The organism is Arthrobacter sp. Soil_C_60, from assembly GCF_057656375.1.
The window spans coordinates 1-22,425 of record NZ_JBDGKM010000001.1 but is presented as its reverse complement, the minus strand read 5'-3'; the positions used below and the strand labels follow the sequence as shown (position 1 = coordinate 22,425).

General features: G+C 65.9%; 19 protein-coding genes, 1 tRNA gene and 2 pseudogenes. 9 read left to right on the top strand and 13 right to left on the bottom strand.

Features of this window, described 5'->3' with window-relative positions; translation table 11 throughout:
* Window positions 1–66: 66 nt before the first annotated feature.
* From AC3A4M_RS00110 to ssd, 5 genes are all read right to left on the bottom strand, one after another.
* Window positions 67–369, bottom strand: a complete 303-nt coding sequence (locus AC3A4M_RS00110) for a DUF4244 domain-containing protein (protein ID WP_498733021.1) — start codon at window positions 367–369, stop codon at window positions 67–69.
* 142 nt (window positions 370–511) lie between these two features.
* Window positions 512–1,132 (bottom strand): type II secretion system F family protein, encoded by a 621-nt coding sequence (locus AC3A4M_RS00105; RefSeq protein WP_498733019.1) that lies wholly within the window; start codon window positions 1,130–1,132, stop codon window positions 512–514.
* Between the two features lie 28 nt (window positions 1,133–1,160).
* The gene (locus tag AC3A4M_RS00100) at window positions 1,161–1,946 is read right to left on the bottom strand and encodes a type II secretion system F family protein (protein ID WP_498733017.1); all 786 of its coding nucleotides are present in this window, start codon (window positions 1,944–1,946) and stop codon (window positions 1,161–1,163) included.
* The gene (locus tag AC3A4M_RS00095) at window positions 1,943–3,148 is read right to left on the bottom strand and encodes a TadA family conjugal transfer-associated ATPase (protein ID WP_498734061.1); all 1,206 of its coding nucleotides are present in this window, start codon (window positions 3,146–3,148) and stop codon (window positions 1,943–1,945) included. The genes AC3A4M_RS00100 and AC3A4M_RS00095 overlap by 4 nt, the downstream gene beginning before the upstream one ends.
* A gap of 8 nt (window positions 3,149–3,156) precedes the next feature.
* Window positions 3,157–4,251: a septum site-determining protein Ssd gene (gene ssd / locus AC3A4M_RS00090; RefSeq protein ID WP_498733015.1), complete on the bottom strand. Its 1,095-nt coding sequence runs from the start codon at window positions 4,249–4,251 to the stop codon at window positions 3,157–3,159.
* Window positions 4,252–4,426: 175 nt separating this feature from the next.
* Between ssd and AC3A4M_RS00085 the strand changes: the two genes are divergently transcribed.
* On the top strand, window positions 4,427–6,136 hold the full coding sequence (locus AC3A4M_RS00085) for a bifunctional 3'-5' exonuclease/DNA polymerase (RefSeq protein ID WP_498733013.1): 1,710 nt from the start codon (window positions 4,427–4,429) through the stop codon (window positions 6,134–6,136).
* Window positions 6,137–6,163: 27 nt separating this feature from the next.
* Window positions 6,164–7,015, top strand: a pseudogene (locus AC3A4M_RS00080) (WXG100-like domain-containing protein); the annotation flags it as partial.
* A 634-nt stretch (window positions 7,016–7,649) separates the two neighbouring features.
* Here the strand turns inward: AC3A4M_RS00080 and AC3A4M_RS00075 are convergent.
* Genes AC3A4M_RS00075 through AC3A4M_RS00065 form a run of 3 tightly spaced genes read right to left on the bottom strand, consistent with a single transcriptional unit; the run spans window position 7,650 to window position 10,898 of the window.
* Window positions 7,650–8,369, bottom strand: coding sequence for an NUDIX hydrolase (locus tag AC3A4M_RS00075; protein ID WP_498733011.1), 720 nt, complete (start codon window positions 8,367–8,369; stop codon window positions 7,650–7,652).
* The gene (gene nth, locus AC3A4M_RS00070) at window positions 8,366–9,166 is read right to left on the bottom strand and encodes an endonuclease III (protein WP_498733009.1); all 801 of its coding nucleotides are present in this window, start codon (window positions 9,164–9,166) and stop codon (window positions 8,366–8,368) included. Before nth ends, AC3A4M_RS00075 begins: the two co-directional genes overlap by 4 nt.
* A gap of 13 nt (window positions 9,167–9,179) precedes the next feature.
* Window positions 9,180–10,898 carry a hypothetical protein gene (locus tag AC3A4M_RS00065; RefSeq protein ID WP_498733007.1) on the bottom strand — a complete coding sequence of 573 codons (1,719 nt, stop codon included), beginning with the start codon at window positions 10,896–10,898 and terminating at the stop codon, window positions 9,180–9,182.
* 278 nt (window positions 10,899–11,176) lie between these two features.
* On the opposite strand from AC3A4M_RS00065, the gene acs reads away from it, so the two are divergent.
* The 3 genes from acs (at window position 11,177) to AC3A4M_RS00050 (ending at window position 14,761) form a co-directional block, all read left to right on the top strand.
* A complete protein-coding gene (gene acs / locus AC3A4M_RS00060; RefSeq protein WP_498733005.1) occupies window positions 11,177–13,150 on the top strand; it encodes an acetate--CoA ligase in 1,974 nt (657 codons plus the stop codon).
* Between the two features lie 130 nt (window positions 13,151–13,280).
* Window positions 13,281–13,739, top strand: a complete 459-nt coding sequence (gene aroQ, locus AC3A4M_RS00055) for a type II 3-dehydroquinate dehydratase (protein WP_498733003.1) — start codon at window positions 13,281–13,283, stop codon at window positions 13,737–13,739.
* Window positions 13,740–13,747: 8 nt separating this feature from the next.
* The gene (locus AC3A4M_RS00050; RefSeq protein WP_498733001.1) at window positions 13,748–14,761 is read left to right on the top strand and encodes a DUF2332 domain-containing protein; all 1,014 of its coding nucleotides are present in this window, start codon (window positions 13,748–13,750) and stop codon (window positions 14,759–14,761) included.
* Between the two features lie 28 nt (window positions 14,762–14,789).
* On the opposite strand, the gene AC3A4M_RS00045 is transcribed toward AC3A4M_RS00050, so the two are convergent.
* Window positions 14,790–15,977, bottom strand: a complete 1,188-nt coding sequence (locus AC3A4M_RS00045; protein WP_498733000.1) for a MarP family serine protease — start codon at window positions 15,975–15,977, stop codon at window positions 14,790–14,792.
* Between the two features lie 258 nt (window positions 15,978–16,235).
* Between AC3A4M_RS00045 and AC3A4M_RS00040 the strand changes: the two genes are divergently transcribed.
* Window positions 16,236–16,913 (top strand): Crp/Fnr family transcriptional regulator, encoded by a 678-nt coding sequence (locus tag AC3A4M_RS00040; RefSeq protein WP_074701094.1) that lies wholly within the window; start codon window positions 16,236–16,238, stop codon window positions 16,911–16,913.
* Window positions 16,914–16,987: 74 nt separating this feature from the next.
* Here the strand turns inward: AC3A4M_RS00040 and AC3A4M_RS00035 are convergent, their stop codons facing one another.
* From AC3A4M_RS00035 to sp36, 3 genes are read right to left on the bottom strand one after another with little or no spacing between them, the layout of a single operon-like run.
* Window positions 16,988–17,923 carry an NUDIX hydrolase gene (locus AC3A4M_RS00035; protein WP_498732997.1) on the bottom strand — a complete coding sequence of 312 codons (936 nt, stop codon included), beginning with the start codon at window positions 17,921–17,923 and terminating at the stop codon, window positions 16,988–16,990.
* Window positions 17,907–18,401, bottom strand: coding sequence for a RidA family protein (locus AC3A4M_RS00030; protein WP_498732995.1), 495 nt, complete (start codon window positions 18,399–18,401; stop codon window positions 17,907–17,909). Before AC3A4M_RS00030 ends, AC3A4M_RS00035 begins: the two co-directional genes overlap by 17 nt.
* 1 nt (window position 18,402) lies before the next feature.
* Window positions 18,403–18,558: a Sp36 family protein gene (gene sp36 / locus AC3A4M_RS00025; protein WP_498732993.1), complete on the bottom strand. Its 156-nt coding sequence runs from the start codon at window positions 18,556–18,558 to the stop codon at window positions 18,403–18,405.
* A gap of 36 nt (window positions 18,559–18,594) precedes the next feature.
* Between sp36 and AC3A4M_RS00020 the strand changes: the two genes are divergently transcribed.
* The 3 genes from AC3A4M_RS00020 to AC3A4M_RS00010 all read left to right on the top strand — a co-directional run bounded on the left by AC3A4M_RS00020 (window position 18,595) and on the right by AC3A4M_RS00010 (window position 22,036).
* Window positions 18,595–20,865 carry a transglycosylase domain-containing protein gene (locus AC3A4M_RS00020; RefSeq protein WP_498732991.1) on the top strand — a complete coding sequence of 757 codons (2,271 nt, stop codon included), beginning with the start codon at window positions 18,595–18,597 and terminating at the stop codon, window positions 20,863–20,865.
* A gap of 2 nt (window positions 20,866–20,867) precedes the next feature.
* Window positions 20,868–21,812: a metallophosphoesterase gene (locus AC3A4M_RS00015; protein ID WP_498732989.1), complete on the top strand. Its 945-nt coding sequence runs from the start codon at window positions 20,868–20,870 to the stop codon at window positions 21,810–21,812.
* Between the two features lie 150 nt (window positions 21,813–21,962).
* A tRNA-Pro gene (locus AC3A4M_RS00010) sits at window positions 21,963–22,036 on the top strand.
* 80 nt (window positions 22,037–22,116) lie between these two features.
* On the opposite strand, the pseudogene AC3A4M_RS00005 reads toward AC3A4M_RS00010, so the two are convergent.
* A pseudogene (locus tag AC3A4M_RS00005) lies at window positions 22,117–22,425 on the bottom strand (hypothetical protein); the annotation flags it as partial.

Below are 22,425 nucleotides of genomic sequence, written 5' to 3'. Positions count from 1 at the left end.
TTCCTGCTGCCGCGCCGGGCGTACGCTTTGCGCGGCAGCAGGAATCGTGTCGCTTGAGCACAGGTCTCACACCGCGGTCAGTGCCATTTCCACGAGGCCCGTTAAGAGCCCCCGCACCTCCCCGCTGCGCAGGATGAGCACCAGCAGCCCGGCAAAGCCCACGGCGGCAAGTGTGGCGATGGCGTATTCGGCGGTCGCCATTCCCGCTTCCGAACCAGTCAGCCCGCGCCAGCCGCGGCGGGTGGTTTCGTCCGCATGCGGGAGCGGAAGCTGGATGACCTCGGCGAGCTCCTCCGATTCGGCGGAAGCTTCTGCCGCGGCGGCGCCGTCGAAAGAACGGGAGAACTGGGTTGATCGTGACAAGGACATTTCTACCTCCTGATTGAGCCGCAGTGTTGCGGTACATATGAGCCTGCCGCCGCGCAAACCGGCGTAACACCGATGTTTTCCCTCAAGTGCACAAGCCCGCCTGGAAGAAGGTGTGTGGAGGATAACTGGCTCCGGAGCCGATTCACAGGTCGGGGAGCAACGAGATCAGCACCGGCACGATACCCAGGCTGATGAAGGACGGCAGCGCACACAAGCCCAACGGCAGGACCAGCCGCGTCCCCAAGGTTGCCGCACGCCGCTCGGCTTCCTGCCTGCGGCGGCGGCGCAACTGGTCCGCTTGGGCATACAGGATCGCCGCGGAGGGCGCGCCGGTGGCTGCTCCGAACCGCAGCGCCTCTTGTATCTCGTCCAGGCGCGTGTCCCTGCCGACGAGCCCCCAGGCCGTGTGCCACTCTGTTCCGAGCTGCAGGGCCGAGGCGACTTTATCCAGCCGTTCCCTGCTGCCAGGTTCGGCGACCTGGGCAAGCGTCGCCACCGCGGCAGGCAACGACGTACCGGATTGGATCATGGCCCCAAGCAGGTCCAGCATCAGCGCCGTGTCAGGTGCGCTCACCCCAACGTTGCCACCGGCGGCGCCTGTGTGGCTGGCTCCGGCATCGGACGGCTGCCGCTTCACAGCACGGAACCAGTGTGAGGTGCCGGCCGGGCCGCGATCCCACCTGCGTTTCCCCAGACGTGGCCAAGGACCCACGAGCAGCCACAGGGCCCCAAAGATGAGCAGCGGGGTAATCAATCCAGCCATGTCGGTCCTCTCCCTCGGCGCATGAGGATTACCCGTCTGCAGCGCGGCTGACCAGATGCTGGGACCAGAGCCGGCCCGCTGCCAGCAGCCCCAACCCCACCGCGAGGATGGCCCAGCCCGCCGGGGTTCCCAGAAGGATGCCAAGAGGATCGGCACCCATGGCAATGCCGAGGCCAAGGCCGAAGATCGGAAGCCATGTCAGCAGCGTGGTCGTGGCACGTGGGCCGGCCAAGGCAGTACGCCGGGCGGCTGCCCCGTCCAGGGTGTGCTGCAAATGAACGGCGTAATTCTCCAGCAGGACTGCCAGCGGGGCTCCGGTCTGTTCGGCAGCGTCCCAACAGGCAGCCAGGTCCTGCCACATGCGCCTGGCCATTGCGGCAGCCGGCAACCGTGTCCCGGCGCCGGGTACGTTGGCCTGGCGTAGGGCGAAGCCGACGCTTAATCCAAGCTCGGCCGCTTGTCCGGCCGACCGCATACCAGGCAGAAGCAGCGCGGCCAGGCCCTCCCCAGAACGGTCCGGCCGCTCTGCCCCGGTTGAAGTCTGGCTTGCTTCCGCTTGGAATTCGTCAGGTCCGTAAACCCGGAGAATGTCGGCCCACATCTGGGCAGGGGTACGTCCCGAGCGCAGCAAGGAAGCCATCTGGCGCACGAACATGGGCAGTTCATCGGCGCTGTCCCGGCCACTTTTGCCTGCACCCTGACGGGGTCGGGGTAGGCGTAGCAACCCGGGACTTATCGGAGTCAACCGGCGTTTCCCGCAGCCCAGGACCACAATGGCTGCCAGGCACAGCAGCATCACCAGCAGCGCCGTCATGATCCGGCTGTTCCCGCCTGGCCTGTTCCCGGTCCGAACAGCCTGGGCTCCAGTTCCCGCCAGCCTGGTCCGAATTCCATAGTGGTGCCGCGGGCCGCCAGTGCCGGCACCGTTTCGAGGTTTCCCGCCGGCGTGGCCCGCAGCAGCGCCAGCTCCCTGATCTGCCTGCCGGCAGCTGTGCGGTCCAGATGAATGATCACGTCCAGTGCCGTACTGGCCTGCAGGGCCAGCGCCTGGGGTTCCAAACCGGCGAGCGCTCCCATGGCCGCCAGCCTGGCCGGTACACCGGCGGCTGAATTGGCGTGCACAGTGCCGCCCGCCCCGGCATGACCGGTGTTCATGGCAGCGAGGAACTCGCGCACCTCCGCACCCCGGCACTCCCCCACAATCAGACGGTCCGGGCGCATCCGCAGGGCTTGGCGGACCAGCTCGCCGAGATCGACACTGCCGCTGCCTTCCAGATTGCTGTGCCGGCTTTGCAGACCGACAACGTGCGGATGGTCAGGATTGAGCTCGGCAGCGTCCTCGACCAATACCAGCCGTTCAAAGGACGCGGAGAGCCCGAGCAGCGCGGACAGCATCGTGGTCTTGCCCGAACCGGTGGCACCGCTGATCAGGAAGTTCAGCCGCCCGGCCACCACTGCTTCGAGGTACGGCAGCCAACCGGATGAAGACCCGACCAGTTCGGCGAGGGTAAACACGCGGGGCCTGCGGATGCGGATTGACAGCAGCGTTCCCTGGGTCGAAACCGGCGGCAGCACCGCATGGACCCGGTACCCGTCGAGGCGCACATCCACGCACGGGTTGCCGTCGTCGAGCCGGCGGCCACCGGCGGTCACCAGCCGGGTAGCCAAGGCGCGCACTTCTGCATCGTTACCGAAGGTGACTTGGCTTCGCTCCAGGCCCCGTTCCCCGTCGGTCCACACCTCCGAGGGCCCGTTGACCAGAATGTCCGTGACTGTCCCTTCCAGGGCCAGCCGCTGCAGCGGTCCGAGACCCCGCAGGTCAGCCGTCAGGTTCTCCACGGCCTCCAGCACACCGTCGGTGCCCAGAAGCTGGCCGCTCGACTGTACCGCCGCCGCCACGCGGGCTCCCGTGACTGGCGACGGATCGGACAACACGGCGTCCCGGAAGGGAGCCAGGTTGACCGGGGACCCTACAGGCCCGGTTGCGGCACGGCGGCCGCGGGAGCCAGCTGATATGGCCATGATCATCGCTCCTTGCTTGGAAGATGCATGATCTGTTGCGCCAGCCGTCTGACCGGCCGCCGGACCCTGCGGCCCTGGCCTTTTTCCAACAGCCTTCCGGTTTCCTGCACCAGCCCCATCCCGCGAAGCCGGGGAACATATCCCGCCAGTTCAAGCCCGGCCGAAGCCGCCGCCAACTCTTCGTCCAGCCCCGCCGGCAAGGGCCCGCGGACCACCGCACTGACAGTCAGCGGGTGCAGGATTTCCGCCGCTGCCCGGGCTGCGAGAACACCGCGGGTGCCGGAAGGCATCAACAGCAGGGCCTGATCAGCGGTATCCAGCCAGCGGTCCAGCCCCTGCTGGACCCGCCCCGCGTCAATGACCACCAGCGAAAATCCTTCCGACGCCGCAGCCATAACTCCGCCAATGGCGTGTGCTGGCACGTCCAATGCCGACGAGGAGGTTTCGCCGCCTCCCCAGGACAGCACTGAGAATCCGTTCGTGACCGGCAACGAGGCGCATAGCTGGGCCGGGTTGACGGCTCCCTTCACCCCGGCGAGATCCGGCCAGCGCAACCCGGTCAGCGGTTCGGGTGCCAGCCCGAGGTCAAGCCCGCCACCGAGCTGGTCAGTGTCCACCAACAGGGTTGACACTCCCTGTGACGCCGCTTCCGCGGCGAGCCAGCAGGCCAGCGTGGAACAGCCAATGCCGCCGGTGGCGCCCAGCACGCCCACCACTGTCCCCGCGCCGTCCCGCTGCCTGTTCCTGCTCAAGTACTCTGCTAACCATGCGGCCGCTTCCGGCAGCACGGCCACCCTGTGGGCGGCAACCATCGCGGCCTGTTCCCAGAGCAGCACGGATTCCTCTGGGAAACCGGCCACAATGACATCCGCTCCCAGCCTAGGCAGCCGGGAGGCTGCATCGCTGCCCAGTACCAGGACGCTCCCGTCCGGAACCCGGCCCAGATCCTGCACGGCCACAATCCGCAAGCCCACTCCGGCTGCGGCGGCTATCCTCGCGACTTCATCACGCAGTCTGGCGGCCTCGGTGACCAGCAGTACCTCGGGCATACCGTGCTCCGGTGTCCACGGCTGGACTGTTGAAATCTGCTCCTGCATGTTCCGAGACTGGCTGTCCCTGCCTGCCGCCGACACCTGCCCGCGCCGGATTGTGCAAACGGTGAGGGCCTTCCGGGCCTGTGGAGGAGGACTGCGAACAGCTCCCATCCGCAGTCCTCCGGCATCTCACGGCCAACCGGCAGAGCAAGCTGGCGAAACAGGAGAAACTGGAGACATGTACATGGTCCTTGCCCCTGCTGCGCCCGGCGCTGGCGCTGCTTCGCCGGACGAGCAGGCCTTCTGTCTCCAACCCGCGGACGCAACGGGCGCACCCAGCGGGCCAGCCGCCGTCGTACGCTTTGCGGACCTTCCCGGCGCCGTCCGCCGTGCCGAGCAAGGACGTGTCCGTTGGGTCTGGGACACGACGCGGAGCAGTTACCTGCCAATGCTCAAGGCGGGAGTAAGCGTGGAGCGTTGCCACGATCTGACTCTGACCCGCAACATCCTGTCGCTGTCCGAGTTCGTGCCCGGAAACGATTATGTCCGATCCTTGCGGCAGGCCGCTGTGACGGATGAAGAACGTGATGGCTTGCCCCGGCAGGTCCTGCCCGTTCCTGATTCGCCGGACCAGTTCACGCTCTTCGATTCGCCGCAGCCCCGCGGTAGAAGCGTGCACGAACTGGTCCGGGAGCTGCAGGACCAGCTGTCCGCTGTCGCCGGATCATCCCGGCGCGGACGGCTCCAGCTGCTGGTGGCCGCCGAATCCGCCGGCGCGCTCATCGCCGTCGAGATGGAATACGCCGGCGTGCCCTGGCGCGAAGACATCCACGAGCAGATTCTGGCAGGATTCCTCGGTCCGCGGCCGCGCACCGGCGAGCGCCCCATTGAGCTGGAGAGGCTCGCCGCCCGGCTGCGCGAACTGCTGGACAATCCGCGTTTCAACCCGGATTCCGCCCAGGAGCTGCTGCGCGCCTTGCACCGCGCGGGGATCGAGGTCAAGAGCACCAGATCGTGGGAACTGCAGGAACACAACCATCCGGCCATTGCCCCGCTGCTCGAATACAAAAAGCTCTCGCGGCTGCATTCGGCCAATGGCTGGACCTGGCTGGATACCTGGGTGCGGAACGGCCGGTTCCGGCCCGAGTACATTGTGGGCGGGGTGGTGACCGGCCGCTGGGCATCACGCGGCGGCGGCGCGCTGCAGATTCCGCAGCAGATCCGCGACGCCGCCCGCCCGGACCCCGGCCACAAGCTGGTGGTGGCCGATGCCGCCCAGCTTGAGCCGCGGGTGCTGGCCGCGCTGGCCCAGGACTCCGCGCTCGCGGCGGCAGCCCGGGGCAAGGACCTGTACCAGGGCATCGCCGACGTCGGATTTGGCGGCGATCGGGCCAAGGCGAAAGTGGCAATGCTCGGCGCCATGTACGGCGCTACTACCGGCGAGTCAGGCCGGCTGGTGCCGCAACTGACCCGGACCTACCCGCGGGCTATCGGCATCCTCGAACGTGCCGGGCGGACGGGCGAAGCCGGCGGCATTGTCAGCAGTTATCTGGGCCGAAGCTGCGCCGCTCCCTCGGAACGCTGGGCGCAGGCGCAGCGGACCACCACGGCGGAGGAGCAGCGCCGTGCGGACAGCATCGCCCGCACCCGGGGACGTTTCACACGTAATTTCATCATCCAGTCCACGGCAGCGGAATGGGCCTTGTGCTGGCTCGCAGAATTACGACGGCGGTTGCGCGCCGCTGCGGCGGAGGGGACCTATATGGGGGAACTGGTGTTCTTCCTGCATGACGAAGTGATGCTGCACGCGAACGCGGACCAAATCCAGCTGGTATGCCGGATTGTTGAAGAGTCGGCGGCGGAGGCTACGCGGCTGATGTTCGGTCCGATTCCGATCGAGTTTGCTGTCAGCATCGCGGTGGTGGATTCCTACGCCGACGCGAAATAGCGGTTATCCACAACTAGCAGAAGTGCCATGGTAGTGGCACCAGCAGTCCCCCTAGGCTCGAACCAACGTTGTTCGACCGGCCCAGTCCGGCAGCTGACAGGGGTGCTGGTGGCAGTCTTGACCATCGATACAGGGGCAATGCTCGTCTCGGCTGCTGCGGCGGAGGGTTCCGCGGACAGAGCCGCGGACTTGCGCACGGACGCCGTCGGGCGGACTGCCGTGGCAGCGGGAATGTCCGGCTGGGAGACGGAGGCGATGGAATGGGGCCAGGCCTACGACGACGCGGCCATCCAGATCCTCACCTCACTTGAGCGGCTCGGCTCGGCCTACGCGTCCGCAGGCTTCCATACCCGGGCGGCGGCCGAGCTCTACCGCTTCACCGAGCAACTGGCCAGCGGGAAAGACGCTCCCTATGCGGCGCCGCAGGAGCCGGCAGCTCCCCGGCTGTGCCGGCAACTGCCGGTCTCCGCAGTTGGCGGCAGGATCCCGGTCCTGCCCGAGTTCGGACAGTTCATCGCCGATGCCGCCGGTGAAAGGTGGCCTTCGGGCGATGCCGAGGCCATGCGCGCCACCGCTGGCGCCTGGCGAATGGTGGGCGCGGATCTCCGGGCGCTTGGCAGCGAAGCCCTGCGCACCACCGCAGCCCCGTTGGCCGGACAACGGGGAGCAGACATCGCCCTGCTCGAGTCGCATCAGGAGGAGCTGTACCGCAGTGCCGCGGCCGTCGCCGAAGCATGTGATGCCTTGGGGAGGGACTGCGACGAGCTGGCCAGCGCGGTAGAGGAAGCACATGCCACGCTGATCCAGGAAGCCCATGACTTCGGCAGGCAGGTCGCCCTGTTGATCGCCATGGGAGCAGTCACAGCCTGGCTGACCGCCGGCGGCGGCCTCATCACCACCGGTCTGGCCGCCACCAAGGTTGGCCAGGCCGTGTTGACCTTCCTCGAAGCCACCGGCAGGCTCCGTATCCAGGTGAAACCGCTGATTGACAGAACCCTGGAGATAGCCCGGAAACTGGCCGCCGCAGGAAGGCCGACTGAACTTTCACGGCGCTCGCAACCTGGCCCGCTGGGCATGCAGGCAGCGGCCATGGGCACCTTTGCCCGATCGGCGCTCCAGTCCGCCCCGGTATCTGCTGCCCGCGGCTTTGCTGCCAAGCATGCAAGCTTTGCCGGCAAGCACGGTGACAGGCTGCTCAGTGTTGCCGCCAGCGGGCCGGAAGCGCTGCTGACCGGGGCACTAACGGGAGCTGTGCGAAAAGAAGCCCAAGGCGCTGCGGGGATCGTGGCAAATCAAGTACGCCCGGTTGCCGGACGCGCCGGCGTCCGTATGCTCAATCCCGACATCGTCTCACCGGCAGTCCTCGGAGCCTACTCCGCGTTCGGCTGGTACTCCCGTGTGAACAACACGATGAAGGTCTGGGAGAAAGAGGGCTGGCTGGGTCCCTCCCGCTACTACTCCAGCCCGCCACGGGTGGACCCGGTCAACGTCCGGTTTCCGGCGCCGCTGAAGTTCAAGCTTGGGACGGGTCCTCAACCGGAGCAACCGGGCGCAGCGGCGCGGGGATCTCATGGGACTGGTCCCAAGGGATCGTCCAGCCCAGATCGTCGAAAAGATGACTTAGCAGTATCGCGGTGAAACCCCAGACGATGACGTCATGGACCAGGAAGCCGGGGCTCTTGAAGACCTGTCCTTCCCGCTGGACAACTGTCATACGCCGGTTGGCTGGATTCAGCAGGTCGGCCACGGGCACCCGGAAGACCTGGGCAGACTCGGCGAAGTCGACCACGGCTACCGGCGACGGCGCAGACCACCAGGCAACGACGGGGGTGACCAGAAAGTTGCTGACCGACAGGGGAATCTCCGGCAGCGTGCCGAGGACTTCCACTCCGGTGGCATCGAGCCCCGTCTCTTCCACTGCTTCACGCAGGGCAGCGGCAATCGGCCCGTCGTCGTCGGGATCGATTCCTCCGCCGGGAAACGCCACCTGTCCGGGGTGGGAGGACAAGGTGGCGGCACGTTCCACAAACAGTACGTCCAAGTCGTCGGGGACAGCCGACTCATGGAATTGGGATGGTGTGCTGTCCAGCGCCCCGAACAACAGCAGGACCGCTGCCGCCCGGGATTCCTCGTCGTCGAGCTCGACGTTGTACCAGCCCTCACGGTCCCGTACGGACAGCCGCTCTTCCATGGGGACGTTCAGAAGCTGCTGCAGGTCGGACTTCGCGCTCATGCGTCCAGCTTAAAGCCGGCCGCGCGCAGTTCGGCACGGCTCTCGCCGGCCCGCATTCTGGCCAGCAGTTCCTCGCGCCCGGGAGCAAGTTCATATTTAAGCAGCTTGGCCGCCTTATCCGGGTCGACTTCGCCTTCCCCAAAGGACGGACAAAGCGCCGCTACCGGGCAGGCGCCGCAGGCTGGCTTGCGCGCATGGCAGATCCGCCGGCCGTGGAAAATGACGCGGTGCGAGACCATCGTCCAGTCTTTGGGTTCGAAAAGCTCTGCAACATCGAACTCGACTTTGACCGCGTCGGTGGCATCGGTCCAGCCGAAACGGCGGGCCAGGCGGCCGAAGTGGGTGTCCACGCTGATGCCGGGAACGCCGAAGGCATTGGCCAGCACCACGTTTGCCGTTTTCCTCCCCACGCCCGGTAGCGTAACCAGGTCCTCAAGCCGCCCGGGGACTTCGCCGTCGAACTCGTCGACGATCCTGTTGGACAACGCCAGCACACTGGCCGTCTTGGCCCGGAAAAACCCGGTGGGCCGGAGCATCTCCTGCAGCTCGGCTTCATCGGCTTCGGCCATGGCCCGGGCGTCCGGATAACGCGCGAACAACACGGGCGTCGTGGCGTTGATCCGGACATCAGTCGTCTGAGCCGAGAGCACCGTGGCGATGAGCAGTTCGAAAGGGTTGCGGAAATCCAGCTCCGCAACCGCATAGGGGTACTGCTCTGCCAATATCTTGTTGATGCGGCGCGCACGGCGTTTTAGCGCCAGCGGGGATTCGTCAGGACTGATCTTGCTTCGTCCCACGGGCCGCTGGCCCTTAAGCGCGTTCAATGTTGGTCAGATCCCTCAGCACGCCAACCCGCCCGTCGGTGTGCTGGACAAGGAACTCGTCCCCGCGGTCCTGCAGCGCCAGGATCCAGGCGCCCGGTTCCAGCATGAAGGCGACTTCACCGGTGTTTTCGTCATATGTCGGCCGGGTACGGCCGACAGCGAACCAGAAGGCTTCATAAGTAACCTCCTCGTCGGATTCCTCAATGTGTTCCCGGGTGGCGCTGATCGGTTCAGCGGCGTCAAGCCTGGTCCCTTCGGTGCTGGCGCCCGCCACCGAACCCATGGCCGCAGTTTTCGGCATTTCGGACTCGAACCGTCCTTCGGTCCGGTCTTCGGAGCGTCCGGTCTCGACTGTCTGGGCGGCAGGAGCAGTCTGTGATGCGCTTGTCTGCTCGCCGGTGGATTCGCCGGAAGCAGCTGCCCCAGCATCAGGCTGCTCCTTGCCGGCATCCGGTCCTCTGGATCCCGCGCCGGCAATGCTGTCTGCCTCGGTCACTTCCCCGCGGTCCTGCGGTCGGGCCGAATCCTTCGCTGCCCGGGCCGACGCAGCTGCACTCGACTCCTTGGCCGACTGTTTGGCGTCGGCTGCAACCGCCACCTCGTCGTCGGACATGGGAATGCCCACTGCCTCGCCATCGGCGGCGCCGGGGGCCGTGAGATCCTCGTCGCCGGCTGCCTCGCCGTTGCGCCCGGACAGTGCTTCCTTCTTCGAGTCTGTCTTGCCCGCTTCCGCTGCAGCGGCCACACCGGCCACGCCCGCGGCGCCTGTTCCTGCAGGCGCCGCGAAATCGGCGGCGGAACCGGACGGTGTTGCGGCACCGGCGGAAGCCTGGGGCTGGGCACCGGCCTTCGCCGGCTCGTTCGAAGCCTCCGTCCGCCCGGTAGCATCATGCGGGCGGCCCTGGGACGTAACGCCGGAACGGCCCTGCTCACGAGCTCCCTTGTCCTTGCCTGCAGCACCGGCCCCTGCGTTGGATGCCGTTGCGAATGCTCCGTGGGTGCCGGGGCCGGACAGGCCGGCAGCCGCGCCCGACGCAGCACCGGTTGCACCTGCTGCGCTGTTCTTACCGAATCCCGTTGAGTTTGTGGCCTTCACCCCCGCTGAGGGAGATCCTGCCGCGCCCGCCTTTGCTGCCGAGTCATTCGGTGTGTGCTGCTGCCCCGGTGCGGCTTCTGCCGTGACCGGTTTGGGAGCTTTGGCCCGGGCCGGAACCGCATCCCGGGCAATCGGATGTGCCGGCGTTTCCAGCCGGCCGGCGAAATCGGCCCGGAACTGCGGAATCCAGCGTGCGCAGACGGTCGCTGCGAGCAGACCGAGACTGCCGATGAAGCCGATCGTAGCGCTAAGGCTGAACGCGCTGACCAGCGTCAGGAAGAAATAACCGGCAGTAAACGAGGCCACCACCGAGGCGAACTGGTCCACGGACAGGGATCCGATGCGCAGCTTTGTCTTGGGTGCCAGCCGACGGATGATGAACAGCACCAGCACCATGGCCGGCAGCAGGATGCTCAGACCGAGACGGAAGAGGTTAGAGGAATTCCACTGGTTCAGCCCAATTCCCTGAATGACGGCGGTGGGCAGCACTGACGCCAGGAACAGCAGTACCACGGACAGTGCCACGGCGACGTCCCGCACGGTGAACGGCCCGGCTACTGCCTCGCTGACGCCGTCCGAAGTGGTTACTGCATGATCTGTCATAGTCATTCTCCGATCGTCGCGGCCAAAGCAGGCCTTGGCAGAGCTTGCGCTGGTCTCAGCGTAGTCAAGGAAAGTAGCCATCACTAGCCGAACCGCGGTGTCCGCAGGAGCCGTTCAACACCCTTTTTCACCGCTCACCGCAGAATTACGTCCTTTTACATCCGAACCTGTGACCCGTGCCACGATGTCCGGACGCAGGGACTAATGTGATGATCAGCACGAGTGGCCGACCGTCCTGGCGGAATGTGCCACGCACAGCCGCAACACCACGAAAGGGCCTTCTTATGTCTGAAGCCAACGGAACCCAGCACGCCACGAGCGATGCCTTGGAAAACCTGCTGCAGGAGAACCGGAAGTTCGCGCCCAGCGAGGAATTCGCTGCGAACGCGGTGGTCAAGCCCGGCATCTATGAAGAGGCCGACGCCGATCATCAAGCCTTCTGGGCGAAGCAGGCACGGGAACTGTTGTCCTGGAACGAAGACTTCACCCAGACCCTGGACTGGTCCGACGCGCCGTTTGCCAAATGGTTTGTCGGCGGCACGCTCAACGCGGCATACAACGCGCTGGACCGCCACGTGGAGAACGGGCTCGGGGACCGGGTAGCCATCTACTTCGAGGGCGAGCCTGGCGACACCCGCACGTACACGTATGCCCAGCTGACCGAAGAGGTCAAGAAGGCGGCCAACGCATTCGAGTCCCTCGGCGTGGCCAAGGGCGACCGGGTTGCCATCTACCTGCCGATGATCCCGGAAGCCGTCATCACCATGCTCGCCTGCGCCCGCATCGGCGCCATCCACTCGGTGGTCTTCGGCGGTTTCTCCGCGGACGCCCTGCGCAGCCGCATCGACGATGCCGAGGCCAAGCTCGTGGTCACCTCGGACGGCACGTACCGCCGCGGCAAGCCCAGCCCGCTGAAGCCGGCCGTGGACTCCGCCCTGGAGGCAGAGGGTCATGCGGTCAGCAGCGTCGTCGTCGTCAAGCGCAACGGCGAGCCCGTGGACTGGCACGAGGGCCGCGACCGCTGGTGGCACGAAGTGGTGGAATCCGCGTCCGCGGACCACACCCCGGTGCCGCATGACGCCGAGCACCCGCTGTTCATCTTGTACACCTCCGGCACCACCGGCAAGCCCAAGGGCATCCTGCACACCACCGGCGGGTTCCTAGCGCAGAGCGCGTTCACGCACAAGGCCACCTTCGACCTGCACGCCGAGACCGACGTGTACTGGTGCACCGCGGATATCGGCTGGGTCACCGGCCACACCTACGTGACTTACGCACCGCTGATCAACGGCGCCACGCAGCTGATGTACGAGGGCACGCCGGACACCCCGCACCAGGGCCGTTGGTGGGAACTGGTGGAGAAGTACAAGGTCTCCATCATGTACACCGCGCCCACGGCGATCCGCACCATGATGAAGTGGGGCGAGGACATTCCGGCGAAGTTCGACCTGTCCTCCATCCGGGTCCTCGGCTCCGTGGGCGAGCCGATCAACCCGGAAGCCTGGATGTGGTACCGCCGCGTGATCGGCGGCGACAAGGCCCCGATCGTGGACACCTGGTGGCAGACCGAGACCGGTGCGCACATGATTGCCCCGATGCCCGGCATCACCGAAACCAAACCCGGTTCGGCGCAGACCCCGGTGCCCGGCATCGCCGTCGACGTCGTCGACGAGATGGGCCAGTCCGTGCCGAACGGCCATGGCGGCTACCTGGTCATCCGCGAGCCGTGGCCGGCCATGCTCCGCGGCATCTGGGGCGATCCGGAACGCTATAAGGAGACCTACTGGTCCCGCTTCGACAACATGTACTTCGCCGGCGACGGCGCCAAGAAGGACGACGACGGCGACTTCTGGCTCCTCGGCCGCGTCGACGACGTCATGAACGTCTCCGGGCACCGCCTGTCCACCACGGAGATCGAATCCGCCCTGGTGAGCCATCCCTCGGTGGCCGAGGCCGCCGTCGTCGGCGCAGCGGATGAGACCACGGGTGAAGCAGTCGTGGCGTTCGTGATCCTGCGCGGCAATGCCGTCGAAGACCCGGAGATCGTCACCACCCTGCGCAACCATGTGGGCAAGGAGATCGGTCCGATCGCCAAGCCGCGCCAGATCCTGGTGGTGCCGGAACTGCCGAAGACCCGTTCCGGCAAGATCATGCGCCGCCTGCTCAAGGACATCGCCGAAGGCCGCGAAGCCGGCGACGCCAGCACCCTGGCGGACAACACCGTGATGCAGCAGATCACGTCCACGCTCAAGGGCTGACCCTTCTGCACCAGAAAGGCGGCCGCCGGCAGGACATCCTGCCGGCGGCCGCCTTTCGTTTCGGGCACGCCCCGCCCGGAGGCCGTAACGCGGCTCGGGAGCGCGTCCCTCGCTGAGGCATAGTTAAGCCATGACTTCGCAACCCGCCGGCACGGCAGACAAGACAATCCTGGTTCTCAACGGCCCCAATCTGAACCTGCTGGGGACCAGGGAACCGGCCATCTACGGTTCGGCCACGCTGGCGGACGTAGAGCAGCTCGCCGCGCAGGCAGCCAAGGCCCACGGACTGGGCACCACCTGCTTCCAGTCCAACCATGAGGGCGAACTCATCGACGCCATCCACGGCGCCCGCGGCACCGCAGCCGGCATCGTGATCAATCCCGGCGCGTACACCCACACCTCCGTGGCACTGCGGGACGCGCTCTCCGGCGTCGAGCTTCCCGTGGTGGAAGTGCACATCAGCAACATCCACCGCCGCGAGGAGTTCCGCCACCACTCCTACATCTCCGGTATTGCCCAGGCCGTCATTGCCGGCGCGGGCGTCAGCGGCTACAAGTTCGCGATCGATCTGCTCGCCGAAGCCCTCTAGCCGGCCCCATGGACATGGGCGGCGGCGCGGATCCGGGTGCCGGTTCGAACACGGCGGATTGGTACCGCAATTTCAGTCTGTTCGAGGCGCGCGGGCAGTCCGACTGCTACGAGGAGTGGACGCTGGCCATCAGCCAGGATGCACAGCTACTGGCCCTGATCGACGCACTGCCTTATGCCAAACGCCAGCCGAACCTTGTCCTCGCCGCGGCCAGGTACGCCGGCGCCGGCATCACGCCCTATCCGGAGTTCCGGCAGTTCGTGCTCTCCCGCTGGCCGCAGGTACGCCAGGTCATCCTGACCCGCTCCACGCAGACCAACGAACCGGGCCGCTGCGCCGTCTTTCTGCCCTCGCTGGCCGGCATTGCCGCGGCCGAAGGCACACCGCTGGCGTTGCTGGAGGTCGGCGCCTCCGCCGGACTGGTGCTGTTTCCGGACCGCTACCGCTACCAGTACAACGGCGGCCCTGTCCTTGCGGGACCGGCCTCGGCCCCGGACTCCCCGGTTCTGCCCTGTGCCGTCACCGGACCTGCGCCGCTTCCGTCCGAGCCGCCGACAATCAGCTGGCGGGCCGGCATCGACCTGAATCCATTGGACAGCACCAACAACGACGACGTCGCATGGCTCCAGGCGCTGATCTGGCCGGAACAGGAGTTCAGGCGGCAGCGGCTGCGGTCGGCCCTGGCAATAGCCCGGCAGGATCCGCCGCGGCTGGTCGCCGGCGATCTTAACCGGCGCCTTGCGGAAGTGGTTGCCGAGGCACCTGCGGAAGCGGCCGTCGTCGTACTTCATTCGGCAGTGCTGGCCTACCTTGCTCCGCCTGAACGGCGGAAGTTCGCGCAGACAGTGCGGGAGCTTGGCGTGCATTGGCTGTCCAACGAAGGCGCGCAGGTGCTGCCGCAGCCCGGCGACGAGCCCGAGGGCATCGACGGCGACCTTGTCCGCGGCAGATTCGTGCTCCGACACAATGGCCGTCCGGTTGCGCTTACCGGCCCGCATGGCCAGTCGCTGGACTGGCTCTAACACCGCCCGGAAGCTCGATGGCCTGCCGCTATTTCCGGATGCACTGTCCGGCGGAAACCGTTTCCTGGTAGACCATGGCGTTGTCGATGACCGGCCGGATTTCATCCAAGGACAGCGCGTAGCCTACCGGCACGTCATCGGTGGCTTTGGCGAAAACGAGGCCGGCAATGCGCCCGTCCTGGTCCAGCAGCGGCCCGCCCGAGTTCCCCTGCTCCACGTCGGCGGCCAGTGTGTAGACCTCCAGCTCCTCCGGATCCGCGCCATAGATGTTCTGCACGAGCACGGTGGACAGGCCCTGTACCGTGGCGGGCTGGCTCTGGAACGGGCCGCCGGCCGGGTAGCCTTGGAAGGCGGCCAGCGTACCGTCGGCCAACTCCTCCCCGACCGGCAGCGGGCGCACGTCCAGGCCTTCCACGGCAAGCACGGCGATATCGTGAACCGGATCGAAATGCACCACGCGGCCCGGGAGGACCCGGCCGTCCGGTATCTCCACCACGGGCTCGTTCACGGACGCAACCACGTGGGCGTTGGTCATCACACGGTCCGGCGCGATCACGAATCCCGAGCCGGTCTGGTTCTGTCCGCACTGGAATGCGGTGCCGGCGATCTTCACCACGGACTGGGCGGCCTCGTTCAGCGCGGCTGTATCCGCCCCTGCGTCCGGAACCGGCACCGGGTCGGCGGGCGTCACGCCGTCGATCACTTGGGGGATGCCGTCCTGCACGGCGATGGAGCGGGCCTGCGCCAGCAAGGACTTTACCGGGGCCGGCGTGAGTGAGTCGATGGTCTGGATGACCTTCGAACCGGCAATCTGCTGCGAGACAAACGGCACACCCAGGGCGCTGATGCTGAAGGCCAGCATCGACATCACCAGCGCCGCGACGGCCACGTTGGCGGCTCCGCCTAGCAGCCGGTCCACCGGTCTCACCGGGGGAAAGTCGAGCCTTCGCCGGATTGCGCGGCCGATGCCCGAGCCCATGGCGTGGCCCAGGATCACCAGCAGGACCGCGACGGCGATGATCGCGGTCAGTCGCCAACCGGGGTCCGGCACCCACATGCTCACAAAAGGAACCGACAGGAACGCGGCGATGGCGCCAAGGACAAACCCGACGATGCCGCCCAGCGTTACCAGGAAGCCTTTGCGCAGCCCCCCAACCAGGTAGGCGAGCAGGATCAGGATCAGGACAATGTCCAGGATCGTCAGGCCAAAAAGCAAGCTGTCTCCATCGGGGCCGGAAGTTTAGGCATTAGTCTAGTATCCGAGGCTGGGAATATGCCGGGCCGCTGCGACGTTCTGCGCTGTGGCACCTCAGACAACGCTGTCTTCCCATTGCACTGACCACCATTTTCCTCATCCCTAAGCGAAACGCGCCTGTGGAAGATGTCACAAGTGCTTTACATACGGCAAAATGGGAGGCAGTGCCTAGCTGACGAGCAGCCGGCTGACCGCCGCAAGACTGAAACAGGAGACTCCATGGACATTGAGATACTACGCCGCGCACCGCTTTTCGCTTCCCTCGACGATGATGTGTTTGCCGCACTGACCGACGAGCTGACCGAAGTGGATCTTTCCCGCGGCGCCTCAGTGTTCCGTGAAGGCGACCAGGGCGACCAGCTGTATTTCATCGTCTCCGGCAAGATCAAGCTCGGCCGCACCGCTGCCGACGGTCGCGAAAACCTGGTGGCCATCCTCGGCCCGGGCGAGCTCTTCGGCGAAATGGCCCTGTTCGATCCGAGCCCGCGCAGCACCTCGGCAACCGCGGTCTCCGAGACCCGCCTGGCCGGCCTGAAGAACGAAAACCTCCGCGGCCTGCTCGAGACCCGTCCCGAGGTCTCCGCCCAGCTGCTGCAGGCATTGGCCCGCCGCCTGCGCCGCACCAATGACTCGCTGGCCGACCTGGTCTTCTCGGACGTTCCCGGCCGCGTGGCCAAGGCCCTGCTGGACCTCGCCGACCGCTTCGGCCGTCCGGCCACAGACGGTGTCCTGGTGGCCCACGAGCTGACCCAGGAAGAGCTGGCCCAGCTGGTCGGCGCTTCGCGGGAAACCGTCAACAAGGCCCTCGCCGAGTTCGTCCAGCGCGGCTGGCTGCGCCTGGAAGCCCGCGCGGTGGTCATTCTCGACATCCAGCGGCTGCGCCAGCGCTCCCGCTAAGTCTTTTCATGACGACGGCGACGGTCACCTTAGAAGGTGACCGTCGCCGTCGTTATATCTACTGCGAAAAAACTCTATCGTCCGCGCTGCAGGGAACCGCCTTCGGGGGCGGTGAGGGTTTCGACTTCGAGCATCGGCTCGCCCTCCACCAGTACCAGTTCCGGATGGTAGACGCGCAGCGGCCGCTTGTGGGACAGGTAGGCAATGCAGCCGCGGGCGGAAGCAATCTTTTCGAGAATTGTTTCCACTGCAGGTGAGGAGACCTCGCTGAGGTTCAGCCCGCGGGTGTCGTCCTGGTCTGCCAGATCCCCGAGTGTGGAGGTGTTCCGCTCGGCAATCACTTTGCCGGCGCAGACCCAGGACGCCCAGACACCCTTGCCAGCCAACAGGCTGGGCTGCTGGCTGACCGGTTGTGCCGCGGCGAAGTACCTTGTGTCGAACCGGCGGTGGGCGAAGTCCGGGCTGAGCCACCGCGAGAGCGGCTTCAACAAGTCGGTGCGCAGCCCCAGTCCCCAGCGGTCCAGCAGCTGCGGAAAGCTCTTTTCCTGCTCTGCGACCGCCTGGCGGGCGCGCATCCATTCCTCGCTGTCGCCGCCCTCGACCAGGGATGACTCGTCCTGCCCGGCCAGCAGGATGCCGCTCTCTTCGAACAGTTCCCTGATGGCGGCCACCACGAGGGCCCTGGCGTGCTGATGATCTTCCAGACCCATTAGCTGGGCCCATTTGGCCGCCGACGGCCCATACCACGGCACCGGCTCGAAGTCCGCCTCGTCATCGATGGTTCCCCCGGGGAACGCGATGGCGCCCAGCGGCGAACTGCCGGAGCGGTACCCAAGGTAAGTCTGGGTACCCTCCGGGCTGTCGCGGATCAGGACCACGGACGACGCGTACCGCGGTTTGCGCGGCGTGCGCTCGCCATGGTCAAACCAGCTGCGGGCGGCCTCCAGCTGGTCCGGCGGAAGCCGGAACAGCCGCTTGGTCTGCCGAAGCGGACTAGCTGAACTCGGCAATCAGTTCCACCTCAACCGGAGAGTCGAGCGGCAGAACGGCAACGCCGACGGCGGAACGGGCATGTGCGCCCGCCTCGCCGAAAACCTTGCCGAGCAGCTCGGAAGCGCCGTTGATGACAGCCGGCTGGCCGGTGAAGTCCGGCTCCGAGGCCACGAACCCGACTACCTTGACGATCCGTGTGACACGGTCCAGGTCCCCGATGACGCTCTTGACGGCGGCCAGTGCGTTGATGGCGCAGGTGGCTGCGAGCTCTTTGGCCTGCTCGGCCGAGACAGAACTTGAGACGTTGCCCACTTTGCCCTTGGCGGCCAGTTCACCGTTAACCATCGGCAGCTGGCCGGAGGTGTAGACATAGTCGCCGGACACGACGGCGGGCACATAGGCGGCTACGGGAGCAACCACCTCGGGCAGGGACAGGCCAAGTTCAGCCAGGCGCTCTTCTACAGCGGAAATGCGGGACTGCTGCGGCTGCGTCATGTTACTGCTTCTCCCTCTTCAAGTAGGCAACGAGATTGGTGGAATCGGGTCCAGGAACTACCTGCACGAGCTCCCAGCTGTCCTCTCCCCATTGGTCCAGAATCTGCTTCGTGGCGTGAATAATCAGCGGAACTGTGGCGTATTCCCATTTGGTCATAAGTCAACCGTAACGCGTGCTTGTAAACTAGAGCCCATGGCGGCTCGTAAATCCCCTTTTTTTGACACTGCTACAACGCTGGGCAAAATCATGGCGTTCCTTGGCATCAGTGCGCTCTGCGGCGTGCTCGCTGCCGGATTGCTGGTGCCCGCAGCGGCCGTAGCCGGTGTGGGGGCGACCTCGTCCATCGACTATTTCGACCAGCTGCCGGATGAGCTGCAGACCAGCCCGCTCTCCCAGCCCTCCAAGATCTACTCGGCGGACGGCAAGCTGATTGCCACTTTCTACGCCGAGAACCGCGTCCCCGTGACGCTGGACAAGGTCTCGGAGCACATGCAGAACGCCATCATCTCCATTGAAGATGTGCGCTACTACGAGCATGGCGGCGTGGATCCGCAGGGCATCATGCGCGCGGCCATGAGCAACGTGGCCGGCGGCGACCTGCAGGGTGCTTCCACCCTGACCATGCAGTACGTGAACAACGTGCTCATCGACGCCGGTGCTTCCGCCGGCAAGAGCGCCGACGAACTGACCATCAGCGGCACCAAGTCCATCGGCGACAAGTTGCGCGAAGCCAAGCTGGCCATCGCCGTCGAAAAGGAATACTCCAAGGAAGAGATTCTGCAGGGCTACCTGAACATCGTGCTCTTCAGCGGCCAGACCTACGGCATTGAAGCCGCGGCGCAGACCTTCTTCGGGGTCCCGGCAGCCAAGCTGAACATCGCGCAGTCCGCCATGCTCGCGGGCATGGTGCAGTCCCCCAACTATTTCAATCCGGTGTCCAATCCGGAAGCGACCATCGAACGCCGCAATACGGTGCTGGCCGCGATGCTGAGCAACCAGAAAATCACGCAGGAAGAGTATGACAAGGCGGTGGCCTCGGACCTGGGCATCGACCTGCAGCCGGTTCGTTCGGGCTGTGTCGCCGCGAACTTCGCCGACTACTTCTGCAGCTATGTGCAGCACGTCATCATGCAGTCTGACGCTTTCGGCGCCGACGCCACCGAGCGGTCCAAGCTGCTGGCCCGCGGCGGCCTGAAGATCCAGACCACCTTGGATTCCCGCCTCCAGAAGTCCGCCCAGGAAAACGTTGAAGAGCAGGTTCCCATGGGCGACGAGTCCGGGGCCGGTTCGGCCATGGTGACCGTGGAGCCCGGGACCGGCAAGATCCTGTCGATGGCCCAGAACACCAACTACAGTCCGGAACAAGGTGCCGAGAACACTGAGCTGAACTTCAACGTAGATGCCGATATGGGCGGCACCGCCTACGGGTTCCAGCCCGGATCGACCATGAAGCCGTTCACCACGGTGGCGTGGCTGGAGTCCGGCCGGAAGCTGAACGATCGGATCGATGCCAGCCGCACCATGTACCCGGCTGGCTACGACTGGAACGCCAGCTGCCTGCCCGCGGGGGCCTGGTTCGACAAGTGGGACTTCAAGAACGCAATCTCCGGCTGGGAGCGGTCCATGACCGTCAGCGAAGGTCTGACGAAGTCGATCAACTCCGCCACCGCCGCGCAGGCCGCCATCCTGGATCTCTGCGACATCCGCGATGCCGCCACCCGCATGGGTGTTCATCGCGCGGTCGACGGCGAGCCGTTCGAGGTCAATAGTCCGTCCTTCGTGATCGGCGGCCAGGAAGTCGCACCGATCACCATGGCAGCGTCCTTCGCTACGTTCGCCAGCGGCGGCATGTACTGCAAGCCCATCGCGCTGACGTCGGTCAAGGATGCGCAGGGCAAAGAATACGAAGTACCCAAGGAATCCTGCGAGCGGGCCATCTCCAAGGATGTGGCCAACGCCGTGACCATCCCGCTCGAGAACCTCGTGGCGGACAGCCCCGGCTACATGCGGCCCATGGGTTTCCCGGCCGCCGCCAAGACCGGTACCACGGACGTGTCCGAGCAGACCTGGACGGTCGGCTACACCACCGGCCTCGCCACCGCATCGTGGGTGGGTAACTGGACCTCGTACGATTCGCTCAACAACATTCCCATCAACGGCGTTACCCGCGACTACGTGGACGGCGCCACCATCGCCGGCGCCCAGTGGACCGACTACATGATGGAGATTGCACCGCTTTACGAAACGAATGCGTTCGACAACCCGCCGAACAGCATCGTGAACCCGGCACAGTCCCAGTCCCCGCAGTCCCAGAATAGCGGCGGCGGCTCGAACAGCGGCGGTTCGGGCAACGGCGGCGGATCAAACAACGACGGCGGATCCGACGACCGCGGTAACGGCAACAACGGCCGTGGCAACGGCGGAAACGGCAACGGCAACAGCGGCGGAAATGATGACGGCTGACCATGGACGCTGAACACCTGCGCAAGCAGCTTCGCACTGCCGGCCGCGTGGCACTTGGTGTCACGGCGGCCGGCAGTGCCGCATTTGCCTACGGCAGCCTGATCGAACGCAACCTCTTCGGCGTACGTGAAGAAACCCTCGCCATCCTGCCGCCCGGACGCCGCCCGCTGAGGATCCTGCACCTTTCGGATATCCACATGACCCCGGGCCAGAAGCGCAAGCAGCAGTGGCTGCGTTCCCTGGCGTCTTTGGAGCCGGATCTGGTGGTCAATACCGGGGACAATCTCAGCCACCGCCAGGCCGTGGAACCGCTGCTCGAAGCCCTCGCTCCGCTGCGCGAGTTCCCCGGCGTCTTTGTCCCGGGCTCCAACGATTACTACGCACCGGTGCTGAAGAACCCCTTCGGCTACTTCACCGGCCCGTCCGACCAGCCCGAGGACTACGCGGACCGGGAGCTGCCCTGGCGCCACATGCACGCCACCTTCAGCACCTCGGGCTGGACGGATCTGACCAACCGCCACCAGTCCATGGTGCTCCACGGCCTCCGGCTGGACTTTACCGGCGTCGATGACCCGCATCTGGACCGCGACCGGTACACAGGCTATCCGCACGGCTCCTCGACCTCCGAGGCATCGGACCATGTGCGCATTGCCGTGGCGCATGCCCCGTACCAGCGGGTGCTGGACTACTTCACCGCCGATAGCCCGGACCTCATCCTGGCCGGCCACACACACGGCGGCCAGGTCTGCATCCCCGGCTACGGCGCCCTGGTGAGCAACTGCGACCTGCCCACGTGGCGGGCCAAGGGCCTGACGTACTGGGAGCACGCCGGCCGCAGCGTGCCGTTGAACGTCTCCGCCGGGCTGGGCACGTCCCGCATGGCCCCGGTGCGCTTTGCCTGCCGCCCCGAGGCGGTCCTACTGACCCTCACGCCCCGCTCCCCCTGACGATCCCGGGGTCCGTCCAGGTGCGGCGGGACCGCTCCAGGCCCTGTGTCCAGCGTCACCGGGTCCCCGATTTCAGCTTTCGGCCCTTTCTCCGCTATTCTTGAACAGTTGCTTTTGCTGCTGTGGACAACGACGGCGGAGCAAAGGTTTCGGGGTGTGGCGCAGCTTGGTAGCGCGCGTCGTTCGGGACGACGAGGTCGCAGGTTCAAATCCTGTCACCCCGACGAAACCAGCAGGAAAGGCCTCCGGCCGGCAGCAATGCCAGGCCGGGGGCCTTTCTTCTTGCCAGCCCCGGGGAATCATGTCAAGATGCCCGCTTCGATTGATTCGTGGAATCATCTGATTTTGCCCGGATAGCAGGTTTGGGCTTTGGTCCTTGTTTAGATGTGGTGAGGGTCAGCAGTTCGGCCGTGAGGGCCTGGACCTGGCGTTGGATGGCTGCCGGATTCAGCGGCTCGTTTTCCTTGGCCAGCCGTGTCTTCACTCTCTTGGTGACAGTGCCGGTATCGGCTAGGACGCGCTGGTACGGCGTGGCCGGCTTGTCGTATTTCTTGGTGGTCTTCGCGCCGATGCGTTCCTTGGAAACGAGTTTCTGCTGCGGCGCGAAATGGTT